The sequence below is a fragment of the Leifsonia poae genome (assembly GCF_050632195.1).
In the GTDB taxonomy this organism is placed as follows: Bacteria; Actinomycetota; Actinomycetes; order Actinomycetales; family Microbacteriaceae; genus Leifsonia; species Leifsonia poae_C.
Genome location: NZ_CP192580.1, coordinates 2,168,014 through 2,189,978, shown reverse-complemented (window position 1 = coordinate 2,189,978; position 21,965 = coordinate 2,168,014). Strand labels below are relative to the sequence as shown.

General features: G+C 66.4%; 18 protein-coding genes and 2 pseudogenes. 9 read left to right on the top strand and 11 right to left on the bottom strand.

The features are described from left to right. Window positions 1–5 precede the first annotated feature (5 nt). Window positions 6–926 carry a patatin-like phospholipase family protein gene (locus ACQ86A_RS11070; RefSeq protein ID WP_431277116.1) on the bottom strand — a complete coding sequence of 307 codons (921 nt, stop codon included), beginning with the start codon at window positions 924–926 and terminating at the stop codon, window positions 6–8. A 197-nt stretch (window positions 927–1,123) separates the two neighbouring features. Between ACQ86A_RS11070 and ACQ86A_RS11065 the strand changes: the two genes are divergently transcribed. Beyond that, window positions 1,124–2,563: an ATP-binding protein gene (locus tag ACQ86A_RS11065; RefSeq protein ID WP_431277115.1), complete on the top strand. Its 1,440-nt coding sequence runs from the start codon at window positions 1,124–1,126 to the stop codon at window positions 2,561–2,563. Here the strand turns inward: ACQ86A_RS11065 and helR are convergent. Together helR and ACQ86A_RS11055 are read right to left on the bottom strand one after the other, a co-directional pair. Further along, window positions 2,554–4,725 carry an RNA polymerase recycling motor ATPase HelR gene (helR, locus tag ACQ86A_RS11060; protein ID WP_431277114.1) on the bottom strand — a complete coding sequence of 724 codons (2,172 nt, stop codon included), beginning with the start codon at window positions 4,723–4,725 and terminating at the stop codon, window positions 2,554–2,556. The two genes, ACQ86A_RS11065 and helR, sit on opposite strands and share 10 nt — an antisense overlap. 98 nt (window positions 4,726–4,823) lie before the next feature. Continuing rightward, entirely contained in the window at window positions 4,824–5,798 is a 975-nt protein-coding gene (locus tag ACQ86A_RS11055; protein ID WP_431277113.1) for a squalene cyclase, read from the bottom strand. Between the two features lie 241 nt (window positions 5,799–6,039). On the opposite strand from ACQ86A_RS11055, the gene ACQ86A_RS11050 reads away from it, so the two are divergent. Continuing rightward, on the top strand, window positions 6,040–6,819 hold the full coding sequence (locus tag ACQ86A_RS11050; protein ID WP_431280430.1) for an FBP domain-containing protein: 780 nt from the start codon (window positions 6,040–6,042) through the stop codon (window positions 6,817–6,819). Here ACQ86A_RS11050 and ACQ86A_RS11045 read toward each other — a convergent pair. Further along, window positions 6,798–7,061: pseudogene (locus tag ACQ86A_RS11045) on the bottom strand (hypothetical protein); the annotation flags it as partial. The gene ACQ86A_RS11050 and the pseudogene ACQ86A_RS11045 overlap by 22 nt on opposite strands. 79 nt (window positions 7,062–7,140) lie before the next feature. Here ACQ86A_RS11045 and ACQ86A_RS11040 point away from each other — a divergent pair. Continuing rightward, window positions 7,141–7,494 (top strand): ArsR/SmtB family transcription factor, encoded by a 354-nt coding sequence (locus tag ACQ86A_RS11040; RefSeq protein ID WP_431277112.1) that lies wholly within the window; start codon window positions 7,141–7,143, stop codon window positions 7,492–7,494. Then, window positions 7,487–7,930 carry an SRPBCC family protein gene (locus tag ACQ86A_RS11035; protein WP_431277111.1) on the top strand — a complete coding sequence of 148 codons (444 nt, stop codon included), beginning with the start codon at window positions 7,487–7,489 and terminating at the stop codon, window positions 7,928–7,930. The genes ACQ86A_RS11040 and ACQ86A_RS11035 overlap by 8 nt, the downstream gene beginning before the upstream one ends. Before the next feature lie 25 nt (window positions 7,931–7,955). Here ACQ86A_RS11035 and ACQ86A_RS11030 read toward each other — a convergent pair whose 3' ends face one another. From ACQ86A_RS11030 to ACQ86A_RS11020, 3 genes are all read right to left on the bottom strand, one after another. Next, window positions 7,956–8,285 carry a hypothetical protein gene (locus ACQ86A_RS11030; protein ID WP_431277110.1) on the bottom strand — a complete coding sequence of 110 codons (330 nt, stop codon included), beginning with the start codon at window positions 8,283–8,285 and terminating at the stop codon, window positions 7,956–7,958. A 178-nt stretch (window positions 8,286–8,463) separates the two neighbouring features. Then, window positions 8,464–10,359 (bottom strand): ABC transporter permease, encoded by a 1,896-nt coding sequence (locus ACQ86A_RS11025; RefSeq protein ID WP_431277109.1) that lies wholly within the window; start codon window positions 10,357–10,359, stop codon window positions 8,464–8,466. Between the two features lie 123 nt (window positions 10,360–10,482). Beyond that, a complete protein-coding gene (locus ACQ86A_RS11020) occupies window positions 10,483–13,260 on the bottom strand; it encodes an MMPL family transporter (RefSeq protein WP_431277108.1) in 2,778 nt (925 codons plus the stop codon). A gap of 195 nt (window positions 13,261–13,455) precedes the next feature. On the opposite strand from ACQ86A_RS11020, the gene ACQ86A_RS11015 reads away from it, so the two are divergent. Beyond that, window positions 13,456–14,088, top strand: coding sequence for an HdeD family acid-resistance protein (locus ACQ86A_RS11015; protein WP_431277107.1), 633 nt, complete (start codon window positions 13,456–13,458; stop codon window positions 14,086–14,088). A 53-nt stretch (window positions 14,089–14,141) separates the two neighbouring features. Here the strand turns inward: ACQ86A_RS11015 and ACQ86A_RS11010 are convergent, their stop codons facing one another. Both ACQ86A_RS11010 and ACQ86A_RS11005 read right to left on the bottom strand, forming a co-directional pair. Then, window positions 14,142–16,142, bottom strand: coding sequence for a S9 family peptidase (locus ACQ86A_RS11010; protein WP_431277106.1), 2,001 nt, complete (start codon window positions 16,140–16,142; stop codon window positions 14,142–14,144). Then, entirely contained in the window at window positions 16,139–16,909 is a 771-nt protein-coding gene (locus tag ACQ86A_RS11005; RefSeq protein WP_431277105.1) for an SDR family oxidoreductase, read from the bottom strand. The genes ACQ86A_RS11010 and ACQ86A_RS11005 overlap by 4 nt, the downstream gene beginning before the upstream one ends. A gap of 109 nt (window positions 16,910–17,018) precedes the next feature. On the opposite strand from ACQ86A_RS11005, the gene ACQ86A_RS11000 reads away from it, so the two are divergent. The 4 genes and pseudogenes from ACQ86A_RS11000 to ACQ86A_RS10985 all read left to right on the top strand — a co-directional run bounded on the left by ACQ86A_RS11000 (window position 17,019) and on the right by ACQ86A_RS10985 (window position 19,708). Next, a complete protein-coding gene (locus ACQ86A_RS11000; RefSeq protein ID WP_431277104.1) occupies window positions 17,019–17,522 on the top strand; it encodes an NfeD family protein in 504 nt (167 codons plus the stop codon). Further along, complete coding sequence (locus tag ACQ86A_RS10995) at window positions 17,519–18,499, top strand: SPFH domain-containing protein (protein ID WP_431277103.1); 981 nt, start codon at window positions 17,519–17,521, stop codon at window positions 18,497–18,499. The genes ACQ86A_RS11000 and ACQ86A_RS10995 overlap by 4 nt, the downstream gene beginning before the upstream one ends. Continuing rightward, window positions 18,496–19,245: a glycerophosphodiester phosphodiesterase gene (locus ACQ86A_RS10990; protein ID WP_431277102.1), complete on the top strand. Its 750-nt coding sequence runs from the start codon at window positions 18,496–18,498 to the stop codon at window positions 19,243–19,245. The genes ACQ86A_RS10995 and ACQ86A_RS10990 overlap by 4 nt, the downstream gene beginning before the upstream one ends. A gap of 95 nt (window positions 19,246–19,340) precedes the next feature. Continuing rightward, a pseudogene (locus ACQ86A_RS10985) lies at window positions 19,341–19,708 on the top strand (RNA polymerase-binding protein RbpA). 96 nt (window positions 19,709–19,804) lie between these two features. Here the strand turns inward: ACQ86A_RS10985 and ACQ86A_RS10980 are convergent. Further along, window positions 19,805–20,365, bottom strand: coding sequence for an isochorismatase family protein (locus ACQ86A_RS10980; RefSeq protein ID WP_431277101.1), 561 nt, complete (start codon window positions 20,363–20,365; stop codon window positions 19,805–19,807). 42 nt (window positions 20,366–20,407) lie between these two features. After that, window positions 20,408–21,946 carry an apolipoprotein N-acyltransferase gene (lnt, locus tag ACQ86A_RS10975; protein ID WP_431277100.1) on the bottom strand — a complete coding sequence of 513 codons (1,539 nt, stop codon included), beginning with the start codon at window positions 21,944–21,946 and terminating at the stop codon, window positions 20,408–20,410. Between the last annotated feature and the right edge of the window lie 19 nt (window positions 21,947–21,965).

Below are 21,965 nucleotides of genomic sequence, written 5' to 3'. Positions count from 1 at the left end.
CGGCCTCACTCGGTTCGCCAGAACTCTGCGAGGTGCACGGCTCGGGCCTTGCCTTGCTCGAATCCTGCCCGCGCTGCGGGTGGTCGTGCCGCAAGATTCATCATGTTGCCGCCGAATGCGTCCCCCGCGGCAGCGTCCGGGAAGATCGTCTCCACCATGCTGCCGTGTGCACGAAGCTGTTCGACCTGGGTTGCGAGGTGCATTCCCCATGCTTCCGGCAGTCGTGACCTGCCAGCGAACGGCGACAGCACGAGCACTCGTGCGTATCCGGTTGCCAGATCAGCATTGTCGGCATTGGTTCTGTAGCCGCCGTCGATGTAGCGGTGCTCACCGATCCTGTATGCGAACCCGCTGGAGCAACTGGCGGCCACGGCGTCGGCCAGGTCGATCCCGCTCTGGTTGTCGAAGACCACGGGTTCGCCGGAATCGGCGTCGACCGCTGTGATGAGCATCCGTTGGCTCGGCCATTTCTGCTGGGGAAGTCGGGAGGCGACGGTCGCCCGCCACTGAGCCTGCCGGGCGCCGTCCGACGATGCCTCCGTGGCGAGCGACCACGCGCCCATTTTGCGGCGCATGTCGGGGGCATCCTGAGCAGAAGCGATGATGGCGTTCGTGGCGTCGAGGTCGTTCATGGCAGGCCTTACCTGCCTTGCCGGCGCGGACCTGCGATCAGGGCCGGCAGGCGCCGGGCGAACGAGGTTCTCAGCGTTCAGGATGTCTGCAAGCAGGCCATCCGGAGACGCGCCCGTGATCTGGGCTGCCGCCGTCGACCCGGCCGACGTCCCGATGATCAGATCGGCCGTGGTCGCATCGAGTCCGGCATCGAAGAGACCGGCGATGACACCGATCAACCAGGCGTTGCCCGCCGATCCGCCGCCACCGAGGACCAAGGCCGTGCCGGATGCGTGAGGAAGTGAATGATTCATAGTCGTAGCTTTCTGAGAGTGCATACGGCGCTCCCCGCGACGGCTACGTCAGTCGCGCGATCGTGAACTCGAAGGAGCGCCTAGAGTGGACAGTGCGTACATCGGGCTCACCTCCTTCGTTCGTGTCACGTTCATCGAGGAGTCTAGCGACTGATCCACCCTTCCGCTGCGACGGGCCGCACACATACGCTAACGACATGGCAAGCGACTCCAGCACCATCTCAGGTCCCGTCGCGTTCTCCCCCGACGGCCGTCGTTTTCACTTCACCGGTCCGGTGGGACTGCCGTTCGAGCCCGGGAGCTTCGTCGGACTCGCCGTCTCGACCGAGTTCGTCTACGTCGGCCAGATCGACGACATCACGCTCGGCGACTTCGAAGGCTCCCTCCACGGCGCCGGGCGAGTACTCGGTCGAGTTTCCGAATCCGGTCGGATCGAGGTCAGCGAGACAGCTCCGTTCACCGACGTCGCGATGCACCATGCCGACCCTCAGACGGTCGACTTGATCTACACGAACTCCTCAGGGGTCCTTCCGATCGGTTCGATCCTCGGAAGCGACGACATCCCTGCGCGACTCATCGCCCGCAAGTTCAACCGGCACACGTTCTGGGTCGGTCAAAGCGGGTCAGGAAAGACCTATGCTCTCGGCGTGGTGCTCGAACAGTTGCTGCTCCACACCCGGCTGCCGATGGTCATCTTCGACCCCAACGGGGACTTCGTGCGGATGGGAGAGGCCGCCGCCAGCGGAAGCGCCCATAACGTCGACGATGTGCGCGAACTCGCCGAACGCGACATCAGGATCCTGCGTCCCTCCGCGGCGGAGACCGATGCCGACGCGCTGTGCGTCCGGTACACCGACCTCTCCATGCAGTCCAAAGCGGCGGTCGTCCGTGTCGATCCCGTCGAGGACCGCGCTGAGTTCAACGAACTGATGCACCTCGAGCAGAACCTCGGAAGCCTGGACCCGGCTCGCATCCTTCCCGTTCTGCACGAACGCGGCACGCCTGCGGCGCTTGCTCTCGCCGCCCGCACGGAGAACCTCCGCGTGCTCGACTGGGAGGTCTGGGCGGGGCCGCGCACGTCGGTGACCGACGTGCTCGACACCCGACCCGACGCGACAGTGCTCGACATGGGCGGCTTCGACTACCCCGGCGAGTCGTTGGCAGTGGCGCTCGCCGTTCTCGACGACCTGTGGGAGAAGCGGGAGCAGCGCAGGCCGATCCTGATCGTCATCGACGAGGCACACAACTTCTGCGCGCCCGAAGGAGACACTCCGCTCGAGAAGGCCGTGCGGGAGCGGCTGATCCAGATCGCCGCCGAGGGACGCAAGTTCGGCCTCTGGCTGCTGCTTTCGACCCAGCGACCGTCACGCGTGCATCCAAGCATCATCTCGCAGTGCGACAACCTAGCCCTCCTGAAGATGAGCTCGCCGATCGACCTGGACGAGCTCGCGACGATCTTCGGATTCGTTCCGCCGGCGATGTTCGAACGATCCCCGCGCTTCCGACAGGGCGAGGCGCTGTTCGCCGGCGGGTTCGTGCCCGCGCCGACGATGGTGAAGATGGGTGCTCGGCTTACCCGCGAGGGCGGCTCGGACGTCGACGTCCCCCTCCGGACCGCTGGCGATCCTCAGTCCTGAGTCGACGTCAAGATCACCAGCTGCTGCGTCGCTCGCGTCATAGCGACATAGTGGTCGACGGCTCCCTCGACACCTGTGCCGAACGCATCCGGATCGATAAGGATCACCAGGTCGAACTCGAGACCCTTCGAGAGTTCCGGGGTGAGTCGACGAACACGGGGAGATGCCGCCCACTCCCCCAGTTCGTACCGGCCAACAGCTATGACGCTGGCGACGCCGTCCGCATGGTCTCGAAGCCACGCATCGAGGATGGGTCCCAACTCCCGCACTGACGCATGGAGGACGGGGGCTCCGGTGCTGCGCACCGAGGTCGGCACGTTGGCGTCGGGGATCGCGGCGCGGATGACCGGTTCGGCCTCGGCCATGACCTCCTCCGGAGTGCGGTAGTTGATGGTCAGGGATGCGACCTCGACCTCATCCAGTCCGATCCGGCCGAGCCGCAGCTGCCACGACTCGGTGAAACCGTGCCTCGCTTGGGCGCGGTCTCCCACGATCGTGAAGCTGCGGGACGGGCAGCGCAGCAGCAGCATCTGCCACTCCGCATCCGTCAACTCCTGCGCCTCGTCGACGACGATGTGCGCGAATGGACCGGCGAGTTGATCGGAGGCGGCGATCGGCACCGCCGCCTCATCGACCAGCGAGTTCTGCACGTCTTGTCCACGCAACATCGTCATCAGACCCTCACCGTCGTCGAGTACCTCGGCTGCGATCAGGTCGTCGACGACGCGATCCATCTGCTCCCGTTGCGCGGCCAAGGCACTCTCGCGTTCGCGGTGTCGCCGTGACGCATCGGGATCGCCGATCCGCTGCCGTGCGGCGTCGAGGATCGGTAGATCGGACACCGTCCACGCCCGTGCGTCTTCCCGCTGCAGGGCTTCGACCTCGTCAGAAGCGAGCCAGGGAGCGCACTTCTGCAGGTACGTGGGTACCGACCACAGATCGGCGACGACCCCGACCGGGTCTAGCAGCGGCCAGGCCCGGTTGAAGGTCGTACGCAACTCGCTGTTCTGCGCAAGCGACCTTCGCAACAGCTTGATCGGCACGTCCTCGCCGTGTTTGTCGGCCAGGATCGCCACCAACGCGGACCAGATCTCGTCGCGAGCCTCGTTGTGCTGTGTATCCCCCTCGCGTGCGGCGAAGGCCTCCGCCCAATCGTCGGCGTCCAGCCAGACGTCGTCCCACGGAGTCTCCACCGTCATCCCCGCGCTGGGAGGCGTCTCGTAGAACCCGACGGCCGTCTCGATCGCCGTCACCAGTCGCGCCGATGACTTCAGGATGGCCACCGTCGGGTCAGACTCGGGTACCGCGTCGGCACCCTCGGGAACGAGGTCGCGCAGGGTGCACGGCTGCACGCCCTCCTCCCCCAGGCTCGGCAGTACGTCCTCGACGTAGGCGAGATATCCCTTGTGCGGGCCCACGAAGAGCACGCCGCCGTGGCTGCGGGCCAGTCGCGGGTCCGAGTACAGCAGGTAGGCGGTGCGGTGAAGAGCCACGACGGTCTTTCCCGTTCCCGGACCACCGTCGACGACGAGCACGCCGCGCGATCCTGCTCGGATGATCGCGTCCTGATCGGCTTGGATCGTGCTGAGCACGTCGCGCATCCGGGACGACCGGCTGCTGCCCAGGCTCGCGATGAACGTCGACTGATCGTCGAGAGCAGCATTGCCGTCGAACCCGTCGGATGTGAACACTTCGTCCCAGTAATCGGTGATGCGACCGCGCGTCCAGCGATAGCGGCGTCGACTGAGCAGGCCCATCGGATGCCCATGGGTCGCCCCGAAGAACGGCTCGGCGGCGGGTGAACGCCAGTCGAGCAACAACCTCTCCCCCGCATCGCTCGTGAGTCCGAGGCGCCCGACGTACACCGGCTCGTCGCCGTCGGCACTCACCATGCGGCCGAGACACAGGTCGAGTCCGAAACGCCGGAGTACGCGCAGGCGCGCGGTCACCCTGTGGATCTCGAGGTCTCTGTCCAAGGCCTCCTGCCCTGTTCCACCGGGTGCGGCACGTACCTCGTCGAGGCGGGCGGAGAGGGCCGCGATGGACTGTTCGAGGGTCGCTTCAATGGCCGCGAAGTGGCGTTCATCGTCGGCGATCAGCCCGGGATCGAGCTTGGCGTCGAGCCGGGCGGGCAGGTCGAATGCGCTGAGTGTCGAAGTCACAGTGGACGATTCTCCGTCACCACAGGGGCCTTGCGGCAAGCCCCCCACTGCGATATATCTTGAAAGTGGCAGGGAGTGTGATCTCCTCCCCGGCCGCGTTAGGCATCCTGATCCCACCAGTCGAGTACCCGGGTGGCGTACAGCGTGAGCCATTTCGAGGGTTCTCCGGTCGAGACGTCGACATCGAACCACACCCGTCCAGGATGCGTTTGCCCCTGCAGCCAGGTTCCGTCCGGGCGACGGGCCGCTCGCACGGCGTCGATTGCTTCGGCAAGGCGCGGATCGGATTGCCTTCTGTCGTGGAGGGCCGCCGCACGAAAGTAGTCGGCCGCATTCAACGCGCTGTAGAAGGCTCGAAACGGGCAGGTGAAGTTCATCGTCCAGGGGCCGACAAGGTCACCCGTCGACAGCCTGTACAGCAGACGACGACGGAGCAGGTACTCCTCCCCCTGCTGACGCGCCTCCCGCACGGCCGCCGTTCCGCCCGAAACGGTCTCGTAGTACAGCAGCCCCTTGAGCGCATTGAGCGTCGAGTGGAACGAAGAGCGCGTCGAGCCGTCGACCCATTCGCAGTTCCAACCGCCGTCGTCCATCTGGTGATCGAGGAACCACTGCGCGATCGCTGAGACGTCGGCGCCGAGCCACACCCCGTTCGCGAGTGTGTACGCGTTGATGCAGCAGTCGACTTCTCCACCCCAATACGGCAGGTCGTCATACTCCCAGCGGCTGTTCGCAGCCAAGAGCTCGGCCGTTCCCGCCAGCGCGTCCGCGTCGAGACCCCAGTCACGCAGCAGGTTGAGCGACCACGTCGTGGCCGTCCACGGTTGCCCCGCGCCCGGTGCCGCCTCGGGACCGTCGAAATCGAAACCGCGTGGAAAGAACGCGCCGCCAGCCCACTGGCCGTCGGCATCCTGAAGCGCCAGCAGTCGCGCGCCGAAACCCTCGGATGCGATTCGTGAACGGGTAGCGAGCCAGACGGCCTCCGGCTCACCGGTCAGATCGCGCTCGACCTGCCAACGCAGGGCTGGGTCTGAGTCGAGAAGCCAGTCGCCAAGGACGGGATCGAGCGTCATTGTCGCCCGACCTCAAACACGCATCCCTCCCGGTGATGACATGCCAGACATCTTGGCAAGAAGCGGCGGCCCCGACAAGGTGCTCCCCCACGTTGTTAGACTTGCGGACATGTTCGGCTTCTCACTCACCACCATGCCCTCCGGGCGTTCGGAGGTCGTCGGCGCGCTTGTCGCCGGCGTGAGATAGCGTCACCCTCCCTGGCTCTCGTCTCGCTCCTCTCCGCGAGACCGACGGTGTTCTATGCATCTGCCGACGCCGTCGCCTTACCTTGCGTCAGCCCTGCTTGCTGACAGCACCCCGGCCGGATGGCCGAAACGATTGGTGACGACACCCATGATTTCTCTGACCGAACAAATGATCCGCAACTCCTTCGTGAATGCCTCGCGCAAGGAGGTGAGCGATCTGACGCTTCCCCTCGACTTCTCTGAGATCCAGTGGGATTCGCTCGACTATTTCGGCTGGCGTGACCGCAAGCTCCCTCGCCGCAGCTATGTCGTTGTGCCGCTGGACGATTCGCTCGTGGGCATCGTGCTTCGCCAGACAGAGGCGAAGGCGCAGTCCCGTCCGCAATGCTCCTGGTGCCAGGATGTGAACCTGAGCAATGACGTCGCCTTCTACAGCGCCAAGCGCGCCGGCGACGCCGGACGCAAGGGCGACACGGTCGGGACGCTCGTCTGCGCTGAGTTCGGCTGCTCTGTGACGGTTCGCAAGCGGCCGCCGCTTGCGTACGTCGGTTTCGATGTCGACGCGGCACGCGAAGCGCGGATCGCGGAGCTGCAGGAACGTGCGAGAAGCTTCGCGCTGTCCGTTGTGCACGGTGCATCCTCCGCCCGCATCTCGAGGTGCCGCGCCCGATCAGCCCTGATGGGCTGCTCGGGCGCGCTCCTCGAGCGCATCGCGAACGGGGCGAACGCCACCCGGTCGAGAAGCAACTCGACCTCTTCGATGCGGCCGTCGATGACGGTCAGCAACTCGACACAACGCACGGCGCCTCCGGGGGTGTCCGTGACGAAGTCGTAGACGACGCACGCGCGTGGGCCCCGCGTGTAGATCTCCCGGATGTCGTTTCTGACCAGGGCGGGGAGCAGTCGTCGAAGAGCCTCGATCCATTCCCCCTTGTCGAACGCTCCGCCCGCGAAGCGGGCTACCAGCGTGTCGGCGAGAAGCGAGTCCAGAGGGGTGAGGTCGCGCGCGCCGACAGTGTCGATGTAGGCGCGAGCAGCTGCCTCGACGGCCAGGTCTGAATTGGTCTGCGTGTTCATGACGCAACGCTAATCACAAGTGGACCTTTGTACAAGTGGAGGTTTGTGGTAAAAATGGGGGCACATGAACGGAGCATCGATGGCAGTTTCGGCACAAGAATCAGACGTCGACCGCGCGCTGCGGGCGCTGGCCGATGCGAACCGCCGCGCCATCCTGTCGGCGATCCGAATGACACCTCTCCCGGTCGGCGAGCTCGCGGCGGAAGTGGGGCTCTCGCAGCAGACGACGTCCCACCACCTCGGTGTTCTCCGGGTAGCTGGTCTCGTGACGGAGAGCCGGGAAGGCCGCCGGCACCTCTACGCGGTCAACAGCGATGGATTCGCGGCGACGCGCGAGTATCTCGACGACTTCTGGCCAAGCAGACTCATGGCGCTACAGGATGCGGTCGAGTCCGGCCTGAAAGAGCGCGAGTCGAGGGATTCGGATGCCTGATTACTCAACGGCTGTCGACATCCGGGCGACGCCGGAGGAGATCTTCGACTACCTCGTGACGCCCGCAGGACTCACCGCCTGGATGGGCCAGCACGCCGATCTCGACCCGGTCGAGGGCGGACTCTTCTCGGTGGACATCTCCGGCTCGCCGATCCGCGGCCGCTTCCTCGAGGTGACCCGGCCCGAGCGCGTCGTCGTGTCCTGGGGCGTCGCCGGCAACGACGAATTCCCGCCGGGATCGACGACGGTGACCTTCACGCTGACCCCGCTCGAGCATGGGACACGTGTCGATCTGCAGCACGGCGGCCTGCCCGATATTTACAGCGACGGTCATCGGGACGGTTGGGCTCACTTCCTCCCCCGCCTCTGTGACGCCGCCGAAGGCCTGGTTCCCGGTGACGACAGCGACTGGCTGCCGCTCGCGAGACGGACATAGATCCGACACGGTTTCACCGAAACGGCTACAGCGAGACCCGTTCGCCCCTGACCAGGTCGCTCTCAACCGTGAAGTCCTTCGACGAAGGTTCAATGACCGCCGCCATCGTCTCGCCGACGACAAGGCGCTCATCCTCAGCGCACAGGATCGTGGCGTCATACGCTTCGATTCCGGATGCGGTGAGCCGCAGATCGAGTGCGACATCCCTGGTCTTCCCCACCGTGGCCGGCGTCACCGCGAGGATCTCTGCGACCGCGACGACCCCGGATGCTTGCAACCGCCCGATGCGAGACTCTTGCCGCCGAACACTCCGCCAGAGCCAGACGCTGAACGGTATCCCCAGGGCCGTCAGCACGATACCGCCGAAGACCCTGAGCAGTCCCCCGGCTGGAGGCTCGCTATCAGGACGAGAACGGGCCCCGTCAGCGCGAGGATCCAGCTGCCGACAGCAGTGCTGATCCGGGTACCGCGCCCCAGCGGCTTGACATAGTGAGCACTGGTCCCGTTTATCGATCGCACGGCGCGAGTCTAGATCACGCCGTGAGCGCACGTTGGCTGATCAGATCCAGGGCGCGAACACCTCGGCGTGCCGCGACGCCCGCGAACAGCAGCACCAGTCCGATCACGCAAAACACGAGCAGCGCACCCAAACCGAGCCACGCTTGACCGGGCTGACCTGTCGCTCCGGCTCGCAGCATGGTCAGCGCGGGCGCGGTCGGGAAGAGTGCCGCGAGACTCTCGAACACCGGAGGAACCGTTCCGGTCAGCCCTGCCCCGAGCGCGACGATGCCGACGAGCACAGCGAGTAGCCGACCGACAGCTCCGAACGCCGCCGCCAATCCTTGGTTGACGACTGCGAACACCGCACCGGCGACCATCGCGAGCCCGGCGAACCCGAGCCACTGGTCGGGACGGAGGCCGAGTCCTATCTGCGCGACGGCTGCGACCAGCAGCCCTTGTGCCAAGCCGATCAGGGCGCCGGTCGCGGCCGATCTGAGAGCGATCGACGCCGATGACGCGGTGGTGAGCAGCGGCCTGGTGGGAACGGCTTTACGGGCCAGAGCCGTCGCCATGCCGCCGAACCAGAGCGCGATCATCGCGAACAGCGGAACCGCTTGCAGGCCGGGCGTCGGCGGCTTCTGGGTGGCGACCACCGGCTGTGCCGCAACGGTCGACAACGTCGTGATGTCCGAATCCGTATAGGTGGGGATCTGCTGCACCGCCTGCGCGAGCCCGTCGGCGAGCTGCGCCGCGCCCGAATCCACCTGGCTCGCCCCGGTTGCGAGCTGTGCGGACCCCGACTGAAGCGCAGATGCGCCGCTGTCAGCTTGAGCCGCTCCCGCTGCCAGCTGGGACGCCCCCGACGCCGACGCGTCGATGCCCGCCACCAGTGGAGGCATCGCAGACGCAAGCTTGCTGTTCCCTGCCGCCACCGCATCCGCTCCGGCTGCCACCTGAGCCGCGGTCCGGTCGGCTGCTGTGACTCGGTCGAGCGCGGCTCTCGCGGCGTCGCACGCTACCCCCGGCGTCTGGCAGACCTGATCGACAGTCTGGGTGAGGGATGCGGTCGCCGCCGCAAGCGAGGCCGCCACCTGATCCGTCGCCCCGGCCACCCCGGCGGATGCCCGCGCGAGCTGCGCTGTCTGGCCGGGAAGCGCACTGGACTGCGCAGCAAGAGTGCCGAGACCACTCGCGAGTGCGGCGGCGCCGGAGTCCAGCGAGCCCACCCCGGAGGCGAGCGAAGCGGAACCCGACGCCAGCGACTGCGCCCCCGACGACACCGACGCGGCTCCCGAGGACAAGCTCGTCGCGCCCTGCGACGCCTGACCGATCTGCTGATTGATCGTGTTGAATCCCGCGTAAACATTGCTGAGGTACTGGCTCGTGAGCTGACGGTTCAGCGCAGACGTCGCTGCCGCCGTGACCGCGGCGCTGAAGGCGGGATCGGCGAATGCCGCCGACGGACTCGTCTCCACCTTGAAGTCCGCCTGACGAGCGTTCGCCGCCGGGCCCGACAGCGATGTCGCGTCAGCGGAGAACGTCTTCGGGATGGTCACGACCGCTTCGTAGCGACCGCTGGCGAGACCCTCTCTCGCGTCCTTGTCGTTGGTCAGGGTCCAGTCGAAGTTCGAGGCATCCGGATTGGCGGACGTGGACGTCGTCGTCGTGGTTCCCGACGCATCCGTAGCGGCGCCGTCGATCAATCCGGCCGCGAACTGGCGGCCGAGCGGCACGCTCTTGCCATTCACCGTCACCGCGACGTCGTCGTTCACGACAGCGGCGCTGACCCGATCGAGGTGCGCGATCGGGGTCCAGAGGGCCCACATGAGCAGCCCACCGATCGTGAGCGGAAGGAGCACCAGTCCGAGAAGCCCGAGCATGCCGACCCGCTCGAGTCCCGAGCGAGCCGCGAAAGGTGAGTGTCTCATCTCAATTCATCACCAGTTCCTGAAGGAGCGCCTCGGCGTTCGCCAGGTGCACGGTTTGCCTTGGCATGTCCGCTGGAAGGATGTCGCCGATCGCCGCGTCATCGAGGCAGGAGACGACGAGCGTCAGTTCGCGGCCTTTGCTGGAATCGCTTCAGCGCGAGCATCGAAGAGCGCCCGACCGATCCCTTTGCGTACGTGCGGACTGTCGACCGTGTCGAGGTCGTCGACGACCACGATCGCCGCAGCCGTCGAGAGAGCATCCTCTACTGCGACACGCGGATCCGATGCGCGCGCGAGGCGCGCGACCCCGACGCGGGAGCGGACAGTGGATGCGCGGACGGGCAGAAGATATCCAGCGACCTTGAGCCTGCCGCCAGAGATCGGGAGTCTGCCCGAGAGAGCAAGCAACGCGGCGGTCTTGCCGCTGTCAGGCGGTCCGCAGACGATGAGCGCACCGCCCTCGGGAACCATCGCGTCCAAGTCGTCGACGAGCACGCGGCGCCGGTTTGCGACCGTGACTCCTTCCGCCGCGATCGCCATCGTCTCCTCCGAGGCGGGCCACTCGGCGGCGTCGAGCTCCTTCTGGAGGCCTTCGCCCTCGACGTCGAAAGCGGGAAGCGCGCGATCCAGCCAGGAGGGGATCCACCACGCCCGATCTCCGAACAGGACGAGCACAGCCGGAATCAGGGTCATCCGTACGATGAACGCGTCGACGAGCACGCCGACGGCCAGTCCGAGCGCGATCGGCTGAATCGACGCATCCCCTTCCGGGATGAAGGCGGCGAAGACCGCGAACATGATGATCGCAGCCGCCGTGACGACCCGGGCCGAGCCGACGAATCCGCGCTGGACCGCATCCTGAGCGTGGTGGAAGCGCACGTACTCCTCGCGCATCCTGCTGACGAGGAACACCTCGTAGTCCATGGCCAAGCCGAACAGCACCCCCATCAGGATGATCGGCATGAAGCTGATCACGGAGCCAAGCGCCGCGACATTGAGCGGTCCGGCGAGGAACCCGCTCTCGAAGACGAGGCTGGTGACTCCGAAGGCGGCACCGATCGACAGCAGGTAGCCGAGCGCGGCGGTGACCGGAACCACGATCGACCGGAACACCATTGCGAGCAGTACCAGCGAGAGCCCGACGACGAGCAGGGCGAATGGCAGGAGAGCCTGGGCCAACCTCGCGGAGATGTCGATGCCCGCTGCCGTGTAGCCCGTCACCGAGAGGTCGGCGCCGAACTCCTCGAGAAAGTGGTCGTGCATGGAACGCAGCGTGGCGACCAGGTCTTTGGTCTGCTCCGAGTCTGGTGCGCCATCCGGGATGACCTGCACGATCCCGGTGTCGCCGGTCTCGTTCGGCGTGGCGAGCGGCACGGCTGCAACCCCCGACACCGTGCGGATCTCTGCCGCGAGGTCGTTCATCAGCCCGACGGGATCGGTGCTCTGGATGATCGACCCCGTGACGATCAGCGGACCGTTGTAGCCCGGCCCGAAGTGCTTTGCGATCAGGTCGTATGTGATGCGTGCGGGCGCGTGCTCGTCGAGCGATCCCGCATCCGGAAGTGCCAGTCGCAACTGCGCGGCCGGAACGGTGGCAAGCCCGAGCACCGCGACGACGGCGATGACCGTGACGATCGGCCACTTCGTGACTCCGCGTACCCAGCCGAGAAAGAACCCGCGCTGCCGCGGCGTCTCGGTGGGTTCAGGATGTGGTGCCTCCGCATCGTCCGCAGGCGCCTCCCCCGCAGGCGCCTCCCCGTCGGCGGGGGCCTCGTCGAACTCCTCGTCGGCCTCATCTGTCTGATCAGACTCCCCGAGCAGCTCATCCGGCTCCGACTCCGGCTCGGATTCCGCCGCCGCTTCCACCGGCCTGAACCGCTTCGGCACGATTCGGATCCCGGCGAAGCCCAGCAGCGCGGGAGTCAGCGTCGTGGAGATCAGAACCGCAATCGCAACGGCCAGTGCGGCCGCGAGCCCCATCGTCGTCAGAAAGGGAATGCCTGCGACGCTCAGTCCCAGCAGAGCGATGATCACGGTGATCGCGGCGAACACCACAGCGGACCCGGCGGTCGCCACCGCACGCGCGGCGGACTCCTCCGGCGGAACCCCGTGTTTCACCTGGTCCTGATGCCTGGAGATGATGAACAGGGCATAGTCGATCCCGACGGCGAGCCCGAGCATAAGCGCCAGCAGCGGTGTTGTCGACGCGATGGTCGCGAAACTCGTGCAGATGAAGATGATCGAGAGCGACATCCCGACCCCGAGCAGTGCGGTGATCAGCGGCATCCCGGCGGCGATGAACGACCCGAACGTGAAGAGCAGCACCACGAAGGCGACCAGGATGCCGATCAGCTCGGTGACGCTGATGCTCGTCGACGTCTGCGCGAAGACCTGACCCCCGACCGCCACCTGGGATCGTGCGGGAAGCTCCGACGCCAGCTTCTTACCAGCCGCCTGCAATGCGTCAGCCGTCGACGGATCGACCGCGGGTTGAGCCACGGAGAGCTGGATCGGGACCAGTGCTGCCGATGCGTCCGTGCTGATGTTGCTCGACATCGACGACCCGTACGGGGACGAGGCGGACGAGATCTGCGGGATCTTCGCGATCGCCGCGACGGCCGCTTCGACGGCCGACTGGAACGACGGATCGCGTACATCCCCACCCGGCGGAGCAACGGCGATGAGCTGAGCTGATGTGCCGCTCACCTGGGGAAACGTCCTCGCGAGCGAATCGAGCGCCTCCTGCGATTCCGTGCCCGGAATGCTGAAGGTGTTGTCCGTCCCCTTGCTCAACAGGCCCGCCCCGGTAACGAGCGCCACCAGCGCTATGAGCCAGATGGCAAGCATCCGCCAACGCGCGCGGAACGCCCACTTGCCGAGCGAGTAGAGAACGGAGGACACCGCGCACCTCTTTAGTGCCGGAGGCGGACTGCGTCGCCCGCGGGAGCCGACTCCCCAATTTAGAGCTATCCTCACCTTCGCGGCAACAGTGCGGCAGCGCGAAACACGGTAGAACGTTCTCCTCCCGATGTCCCGCCGCCGATAGTGTCAGCAGCACAGCCGCACGTGCAGCGGCCCCTAAGGAAAGGTCGTTCCATGACGTCCACTGATCCGATCGACTCCGTCTTCGACGAGTTCTCGCTCGACGCCAAGAACCTCACGAAATCCGCTATCAACGGCGTCCGCACCGCCCTGGGCATCAGCGGAGTCGCCGCTGTCATCCTCGGCATCGTCCTGCTCGTCTGGCCCGTCAAGACGCTCGCGGTGCTCGCCATCTTCCTCGGCATCTACTTCGTCATCGCGGGGGTGATGCGACTGGCTCTCGGCATCTTCAGCAAGGGCATCAGCGGGGGGATGCGCACCCTGAACATCGTCCTCGGCGTGCTGCTGGTGATCGCCGGCATCATCGCCCTGAAGAACGTGACCGTCGCCGCCACGACTCTGGTGATCTTCGCCATCGCGTTCATCGGCGTCGGTTGGATCATCGAGGGCATCATGTCCATCGCCGAGTCGAGCCGCGCATCCTCATCGGGCTGGGCGATCGCCTCGGGCATCATCAGCATCCTGGCCGGCATCGTCGTGCTGTTCCTGCCGGCCTCGTCGGCGGTGTTCCTCGTCTTCTTCGCGTCCGTGGCCCTGATCGTGCTCGGCGCGATCGGCATCTGGCGCGCGTTCACGTTCGGACGCGACGCGCTCAAGGCAACCAGCGCCGCCCCGGCGACAGCCTGACCATCGTCCTTCCACGAAGAACGGCCCCGCTGACGCGGGGGCCGTTCTTTCGTTCAGCGCCCGTTCTTGGCGCTCGGAAGGTGTCTCGCCCACCACTCGAGGATCGCGTCGAAACGCTCCTGTCGGTGACGTGGACGACCCCCTCGGCTCAGTTCGTGGTCCTCACCCGGGAAGACGAGCAGCTCTGTCTCGACACCCTGACGCTTGAGCGCCGCGTAGTACCGCTCTGCCTGGCTGAGCGGGCACCGGAGATCGTTGGACGAGTGCAGCACGAGAGTCGGTGTCGTGACCTGTCCGACGACCGCTTGCGGACTCTGCGAACGCATCAGCTCCGGGTCGGTACCCGTGTACTCGTCGCCGAAGAAGCTGCCGATGTCGCTCGTCCCCATGAAGAACTCGGGGTCGAGGAACCCTCGTTCGACGATCGCCGCCGCGAACCGGTGGTCGTGCGCGATGGTCCAAGCGGTCAGGTACCCGCCGTATGAACCGCCCATGACACCGACGCGCTCGGAGTCGAAGGAAGGATTGGCGGCGATCGCCCCGTCGAGGAAGTCGAGCACGTCGTCGAGGTCGACGGTCCCCATCGCCTGCCGGATGACCCGGCCGTGCTCCTGCCCGTAGCCGGCCGATCCGCGCGGGTTGCACATGAGGACCGCGTATCCCGCTTGCGCGTACACCTGAGCCTCGTCGAACACGCTCACCGTGTAGGCAGCGAAGGGTCCGCCGTGGATGTTGAGGAGCACCGGATGCGGGCCATCGCCCTCCGGAGCGACGACCCAGCCGTGAACGGGGTAACCGTCGCGGCCCGTGACGGTCAGCTCGCGCGGCGCGATCACGCCGGCCCCGCGCAGAGCCGCCGAGAAGTCGGTGAGCCGGCGCATCCCGCCCGCCTCGATCAGCGCGACGTCACCTGCGGTCGAAGCGTCAGCGAAAGCGATGACGAGCGTCTCGCCCGCGGCGGCTGCCCCGCCAACCACGACATCGTCACCGGTCAAACGCTCGGCGTCTCCCGCCGACGTGACCCTGGTCAACACGAGGGCGCCGCGGCTGCGATCCTGCACGAGCACCGAGTCGTCACCGAAGACGACGATCTCGGACTCCGTCAGGTCGACCGACTCCGGGTCGGTCAGAAGCCGTGGCTGCGCGCCCTCGGTGTCCACCGCGTAGAGCGCCGAGTTGCGTGCGACGAAGTCCCGTCCCGCGGGGCCGACGTCCTGAGCCGTGAAGTAGAGCACCCCGTTGAGGCCGTATTCGAGCTCGACCATCGAGAAGTCGCCGTGCGATGAAGTGAGGTCGCGCGGCTCTGCATTCGGGTCGCGCGGGTCGATCACGAAGACGCTGGAACGCAGATCGTCGTCCCGCCCCTCGTGCCGTGCTGAGAGGAAGGCGAGAGCCGTCCCGTCGGGTGAGAACGCGATGGTGTTGTCGTCCCAGTCCCCCGTGGTCAGTTGGCGCGGCTCTGCCACCAACGGCACGCTCGGGAGCACACCGTCTGCGTTCGGCGCCGGCTGCACGACCGGCTCGCCCCAGACATCCGGAACCGCAGTCAGGAAGACGTGCGAACGGCGGTCGATGATGTAGCCGAGACCGTTGGCCTGGTACTTCAGTGTCCGGATGCGCCGCGCCGGTTCGGCGTTCGGGTCGAGACCCTCGACCGTGCCGTACCGGCCCTGCTCGGGATCGCGGCTCACGAAGGCGAGCGACCGCGCATCGGGTGCCCAGGCGAACTCGGAGACGCCGAGTTTGCGGTCTGTGACGGGTACGGGCTCGCCGCCCGCCGCATCCATCACGAACAGCTGCGGGGGCGCCTTGGGAACGGCACGGAGGAAGGCGATCAGCCGTCCGTCCGGGGAGAACTGAGGCGCCGTATCCCGAAATCCGCGGGTCAATCGCTTGGGCGCAGCGTGCCCGGTGAGCGGAACGGTCCAGAGCTGGCCGACGGTCGCATCCGCGGAGAGATCGGGACGGGTCACAGAGACGACCGCTCGTCCGCCACCGGGGTGAACGGTCGGCGCTGAGACGCTGGTCAGCAGGTCGAGATCGGTGGCCTTCACTCGGCCACCGGGACGAAGCTCGAGATGTCCCCGACGAGCCGGGTGTGGTCGGCAGGGATGGGGTCCACAGCCGCCTCTGCGATCTCGGCTGCGAATTCGCTCACGTTGTACAGCTTTCCCGCGGCTTCCTTACGTGCATCGATCGCTCCCGGGTTGAGCCGGTTGAGCAGCGTCGCGGTGATGGTGCCCTCGATCATGTCGCCCGATACCACCACGAAATCGATGCCCTTCTCGGTGAGCGTCGGGATGAGCGCACGGAGCGCATCCTCGCCCGCCCGCTTGCTCAGGGCGACCGCCTCGTACTCCGGCATCGTCTCGGTGGTGTTGATGAAGTGCGCCTGGTGACTGGTCACGAACACGACCCGCGACCCGGCGCCGAGCAGCGGGAGGGCGGCCGTCAGGACGTTGACCTGTGCGTCGCGGTTGAGCTGCATCGCGTAGTCCTCGGCCATCCCGGACTCCATGCCGCCCGAGGCGTTGAGCACGAGGATGTCGAGGCCGCCCCACTCGCGCTCGACCGTCGCGAAAAGCGACGCGATCGAGGCGGCGTCGGTCAGGTCGGCGCCGACTGTGAGTGCGGTGCCGCCCGCCTCCCGGATGGAGTCCGCGAGCTTCACCGCGCGCGCCTCCTTGTTGCGGAAGTTGATGACGACACTCGCGCCGGCGGCGGCGAGATACTGGGCGGTGTCAGCGCCGATTCCGCGCGAAGAGCCCGTGATGAGGGCGCGCTTTCCGTCGAGGGAACCGGGGGCGAGAGGGTTGGACACGAAGACTCCTAGCAAGATGGTTTTCTCGTCCCTGAGACTACCAAGTGGGTTCCGTCCAGCCGCTCCGCGAACTGATACCTTCGATACAACCAGTGAAGGGAGGCCTCGAATGGACATTCTGTCCTTCGCCTGGATCGTCTGGCTGGTCTTGATCCTGGTCTTCATCATCATCGAGATGCTCAGTCTCGATTTCGTGTTCCTCATGCTGGCGATCGGCAGCGTCGGCGGCCTCGTCTCCGGACTGCTCGGCGCCCCATGGTGGCTGCAGCTCATCATCGCGGCGGTGCTGTCCGTGGCGCTGATCTTCTTCATCCGGCCGCCGTTGTTGCACCGCCTGAAGCGCGGCGGCGACCCGGCCAAGAGCAACGTTGACGCCCTCATCGGCATGTCAGGCACCGTCGTCTCGACGGTCTCCCGAACCTCCGGATTGGTCAAGCTCGCCGTCGGCGAGACCTGGACCTCCCGGCTTGCGTCCGAACACGGCGCGGCCCCGGCCGAGCTCGTGCCGGGCGAGCACGTCGTCGTCGTCGCGATCGAAGGGGCAACCGCCGTCGTGACGCCGGCCCCCGTCGCTCTCGGCGCAGATGACTTCACTGAAAGGAGTGCTTCGTGAGCGATGCCAGCCAGCTGGTCTTGCAGATCGTGATCTTCGTCGTGATCGCGATTATCGCGATCTTCGTCCTGGTGACCCTGTTCCGCGCGATTCGCATCGTGCCGCAGGCCACAGCGGGGGTCGTCGAGCGTCTCGGCAAGTACCACAAGACCCTGCTTCCCGGCCTCAACGTCGTGGTGCCGTTCATCGACCGGGTGCGCCCGCTTCTCGACATGCGCGAGCAGGTCGTCTCGTTCCCGCCGCAGCCGGTGATCACCGAGGACAACCTGGTCGTCTCGATCGACACGGTCGTCTATTTCCAGGTGACGGATGCGCGAGCCGCGACGTACGAGATCGCGAACTACCTCGGCGCGGTCGAGCAGCTCACGACGACGACCCTCCGTAACGTCGTCGGCGGCCTGAACCTCGAGGAAGCGCTCACGAGCCGTGACGAGATCAACGGACAGCTGCGCATCGTGCTCGACGAGGCGACCGGCAAGTGGGGCATCCGAGTATCGCGCGTCGAACTGAAGGCGATCGACCCGCCCCTCTCCATCCAGGACTCGATGGAGAAGCAGATGCGTGCCGAGCGCGACCGTCGCGCGGTCATCCTCACCGCCGAGGGCACCAAGCAGTCCGAGATCTTGAACGCGGAAGGCATGCGGCAGGCTGCCATCCTGAAAGCCGAAGGTGACGCCAAGGCCGCCGTGCTCCGCGCAGAGGGTGAGGCCAAGGCGATCACAACGGTCTTCGGAGCGATCCATGAGGGCAATCCGGACAATCTGCTGCTGGCCTATCAGTACCTGCAGACCCTGCCGAAGCTCGCCGAGGGTCCGGCGAACAAGATGTGGATCATCCCGAGCGAGCTCACCCAGGCGTTGCAGGGAATAGGTCAGGCGTTCGCGCAGAAGGGCACCGAGCCCACGCCCGGCGCACCCGAGCCGGTATCCGCCCCGAGCCCCGCACCGGCGGGTGTCGTCGCCACTCCCCCGGCGTGACCTTCCTCTCCGGACCGCTCCCGCGCATCATCGCTCACCGGGGTCTCGCGATCGAGGCCCCGGAGAATACCTTGCTGGCATTCCTGCGCGCGCTGAGCGCGGGCGCGACACACCTCGAAACGGATGTCCACGCGAGCTCGGACGGCGAGGCCGTGATCAGCCATGACCCCGATCTGACCCGCGTCGCCGGTCGTCCGGTACGGGTCGAGCAGCTCACTATGGCCCAGCTCCGCCGCATCGATCTCGGGCACGGGCAGACATTCTGTTCTCTTGCAGAGGCGCTCGATGCGTTCCCCGAAGCCCGCTACAACATCGACATCAAGGATGCGCGTGCCGCGCTCCCCGCCGCACGCGCCATCCTCCAGGCCCGGGCCACCGACCGGGTGTTGATCACCTCTTTCGACGAGAAGCGACGGAGAGCGGCAGCCGACGCGCTTCCCGGTGTGGCAAGCTCGGCATCAGTCACGCGATTTCTGCCAGCCATCCTCGCCGCCAAGTTCGGCTTCGCCGGCCTAGCGCGACGTGCGCTGTGCGGGCTCGTCGCGGTGCAGATCCCCGAACGCCGCGGTCCGGTGCGCCTCGTCACGCCGCGAACCGTTCGCGTCCTTCACGACGCCGGAGTCGAGGTGCATGTCTGGACGGTCAACGACCCGGCGCAGATGACGCGCCTCCTCGATATCGGCGTCGACGGGCTCGTCACCGACCGATGCGACGTATTGAAAACACTGGTCACCCGGCGAAACTGACTGAGAAGGGCCTGAGAGTACGTCTCCGATGGAAAGAGAACGCCCAGCTTGTTGGTTTATAACTGATGAGCATCGCGCGAAGAGGAGACCACAAAATGGCAGATCGTAGTTTGCGCGGAATGAGACTTGGCGCCCAGAGCTTACAGAGCGAAGAAGGCGTCGTGTATTCCCCGCGTTCCCGTTATACCTACCTGTGTTCGGAGTGTGGCCAGGAGACCGAGATGGTGTTCTCGGCCGAGGCCGAGGCACCCGAGACGTGGGAGTGCCGCCACTGCGGCCATGAAGCCACTCTGCTGGTCGGCGACCAGCCCGTCGAGGTCGACAGGTCCGACGTCAAGACCCCCGGTCCCATTGGGACATGCTGCTGGAGCGGCGCACGCGCGCCGAGCTGGAGGAGCTCCTCGAAGAGCGCCTCACCTACCTGCGGGCCCGCCGCGGTGGAGAGCACAAGATCGGCGCCTAGCCGGTCGCGCATCACGCGCATCAGACAGACGAGCAGAAAGCCTCCGGTCACTCGACCGGAGGCTTTCTGCTTGTGGTTCGACGGTCTACCGGGCGATCAGATCGCAGGGCCGAACTCGACGTCCTTCGTCTGGACCGTTCCCGCCTTGCGACCCGGGGCGGTGTGGTTGCCCCAGTACAGGTTCGTGTGCGCGATCACCAGGTCCGGCGTCGGGGCACCCCATTCCGACAGGTCTTCCGTGGTGTGCGCATCCCCGACCAGAGTCGCGTCGTACCCGCGAACGATCGCTCCGTGCAGCGTCGACCGGATGCACTCATCGCTCTGCGCGCCGGCGACCACCAGACGACCGATGCCCAGGTCTGACAGCACTCCCTCGAGATCGGTCTCCTCGAACGCGTCGGCGTAGATCTTCTCGACGATCGGCTCGGACGCATCCGGACTCAACTCGGCGACAATCTCCCACCCTTCGCTTCCCTTGACGATCTCGTCACTCGAGTGCCGTACCCAGACGACGGGCACAGACGCTTCTCTGGCCTTATCGACGAGGCTGTCGATGTTCGCAACGACGGCGTCGCGTTCGTAGGTCTCGGCGACGATGCCGTTCTGCACGTCGATGACGAGTACTGCCGTATTCGGACGGTTGTCCAGCGTGGTCATGGTCTCTCCCGCAACTCTGTTCGGTCTCGGCTGCGGCACACGCTACACCTGGCGACCGACGGTGGGGAACGGATTCTTACGGGCGCCGAACGCGATGATCAGACCGAAAAGGCCGAGCCCGGAGACCAGCACCTCGATGCCGCGACTGTCTAGGCTGGCGGGGGTCGTCGTGGTGCCGAGCGGAACGTCCACGACCATGTGACCCGGCTTGAACGGCGGGATGCTCGAGATCGTGCGGCCGGCCGGATCGATGATCTGACTGCTGCCGACCGTCGAGATGTTCACGAGCGAGCGACCCGCCTCGATGGCGCGCAGGCGCGCGATCGCCAACTGCTGCTCGTTCTCGTCCGTCTGACCGAAATCGGCGTTGTTCGTCTGCGCGAAGATGACCTGCGCGCCGCCGTTCATCATGTCCGTGAGGAGCTGATCATCGACGATGTCGAAGCAGATCGAGATGCCCGCCCTGACCCCGTTGATGTCGAAGACGTTGTCCCGAGTACCGGGCGTGTAGTCGCGCCCGATCAGGTCGATCAACGACGGCGCGAACTGTCGCCAGAAGCTGCGATCGGGCACATATTCGCCGAACGGCACCGGATGCGCCTTGTCGTAGTAGTCGACGGCACCCTTGCCGTCCTTCCACAACAGCGATGTGTTGAAATACTCACCGTGGCGGTAGGTGATCGTGCCCACCACGAAAGGCGCCCCCATCTTGCGACTGAGAGCGTTCAGGATGGCCGCGGTGTCGTCGTCGCGAGTCGGATCGGGCTGGGCGGCCCCCTCGGGCCACACGACCGCATCCACCTTCTCGTCCTGGATCTTCAGCGTCTCGGCGATCTGGCTGTTGAGCACCGCATCCGGAGCCGCGTTGTCGAAGTAGCCGGCGGGGCCGTTACCCTGCACCGCAGCCACCCGGATCGTACCGTCGGTCGGGGTCGGCCAAGCCGGGACGACCAGCACGACTGCGATCGCCGCCACCGCGATGCTCACAAGCCAGAAACGCGTCAGATCCACAGCGAAGCAGAGCTCGACGATGAGCGCGACCAACCACACCATGACGAAACTGAGCCCCGAGATACCGATCCAGGCGACGAGCGGTGCAAACGGGCTCTGCGATTGCGACTCGGCGACCCTTCCCCAGGAGAAACCGCCGTACGGCCAGTTGCCCGAAATCCACTCGCGAAGCACCCAGAGCCCCGCGACGATCACCGGCATGAGACCTACCCGGCCGAGGGTGGTCGGCCACGCGCGCGGAACCCAGCGATAGGCAAGCGCGATGAGCATCCCGCCGAGGCCGTAGAAGAGCGCCTCGAGCGTCGACAGCGCGACCCACGGCTCCGGACCGAGGTAGAGGGATGTCCAGGCGACGTGGAAGAGGTAGAAGGACTCCCCCGCCACCAGCGCGACGAGGAAGGCGCTGCCCGCTCTGCGTCCGCGCACGGCGATGAGCACCATGCCGATACCGAGGAAGGTCAGCGGCCACCAGTCCCGATCGGGGAAGCCGGCATCGAGCACGGGACCGGCCGCTGCGGCGATCAGGAGCGCGAGCCACAGAGGCAGCGGTGCGCGAGGCGAGGCGGTCACAGCGTCCGAGCCTAGGACA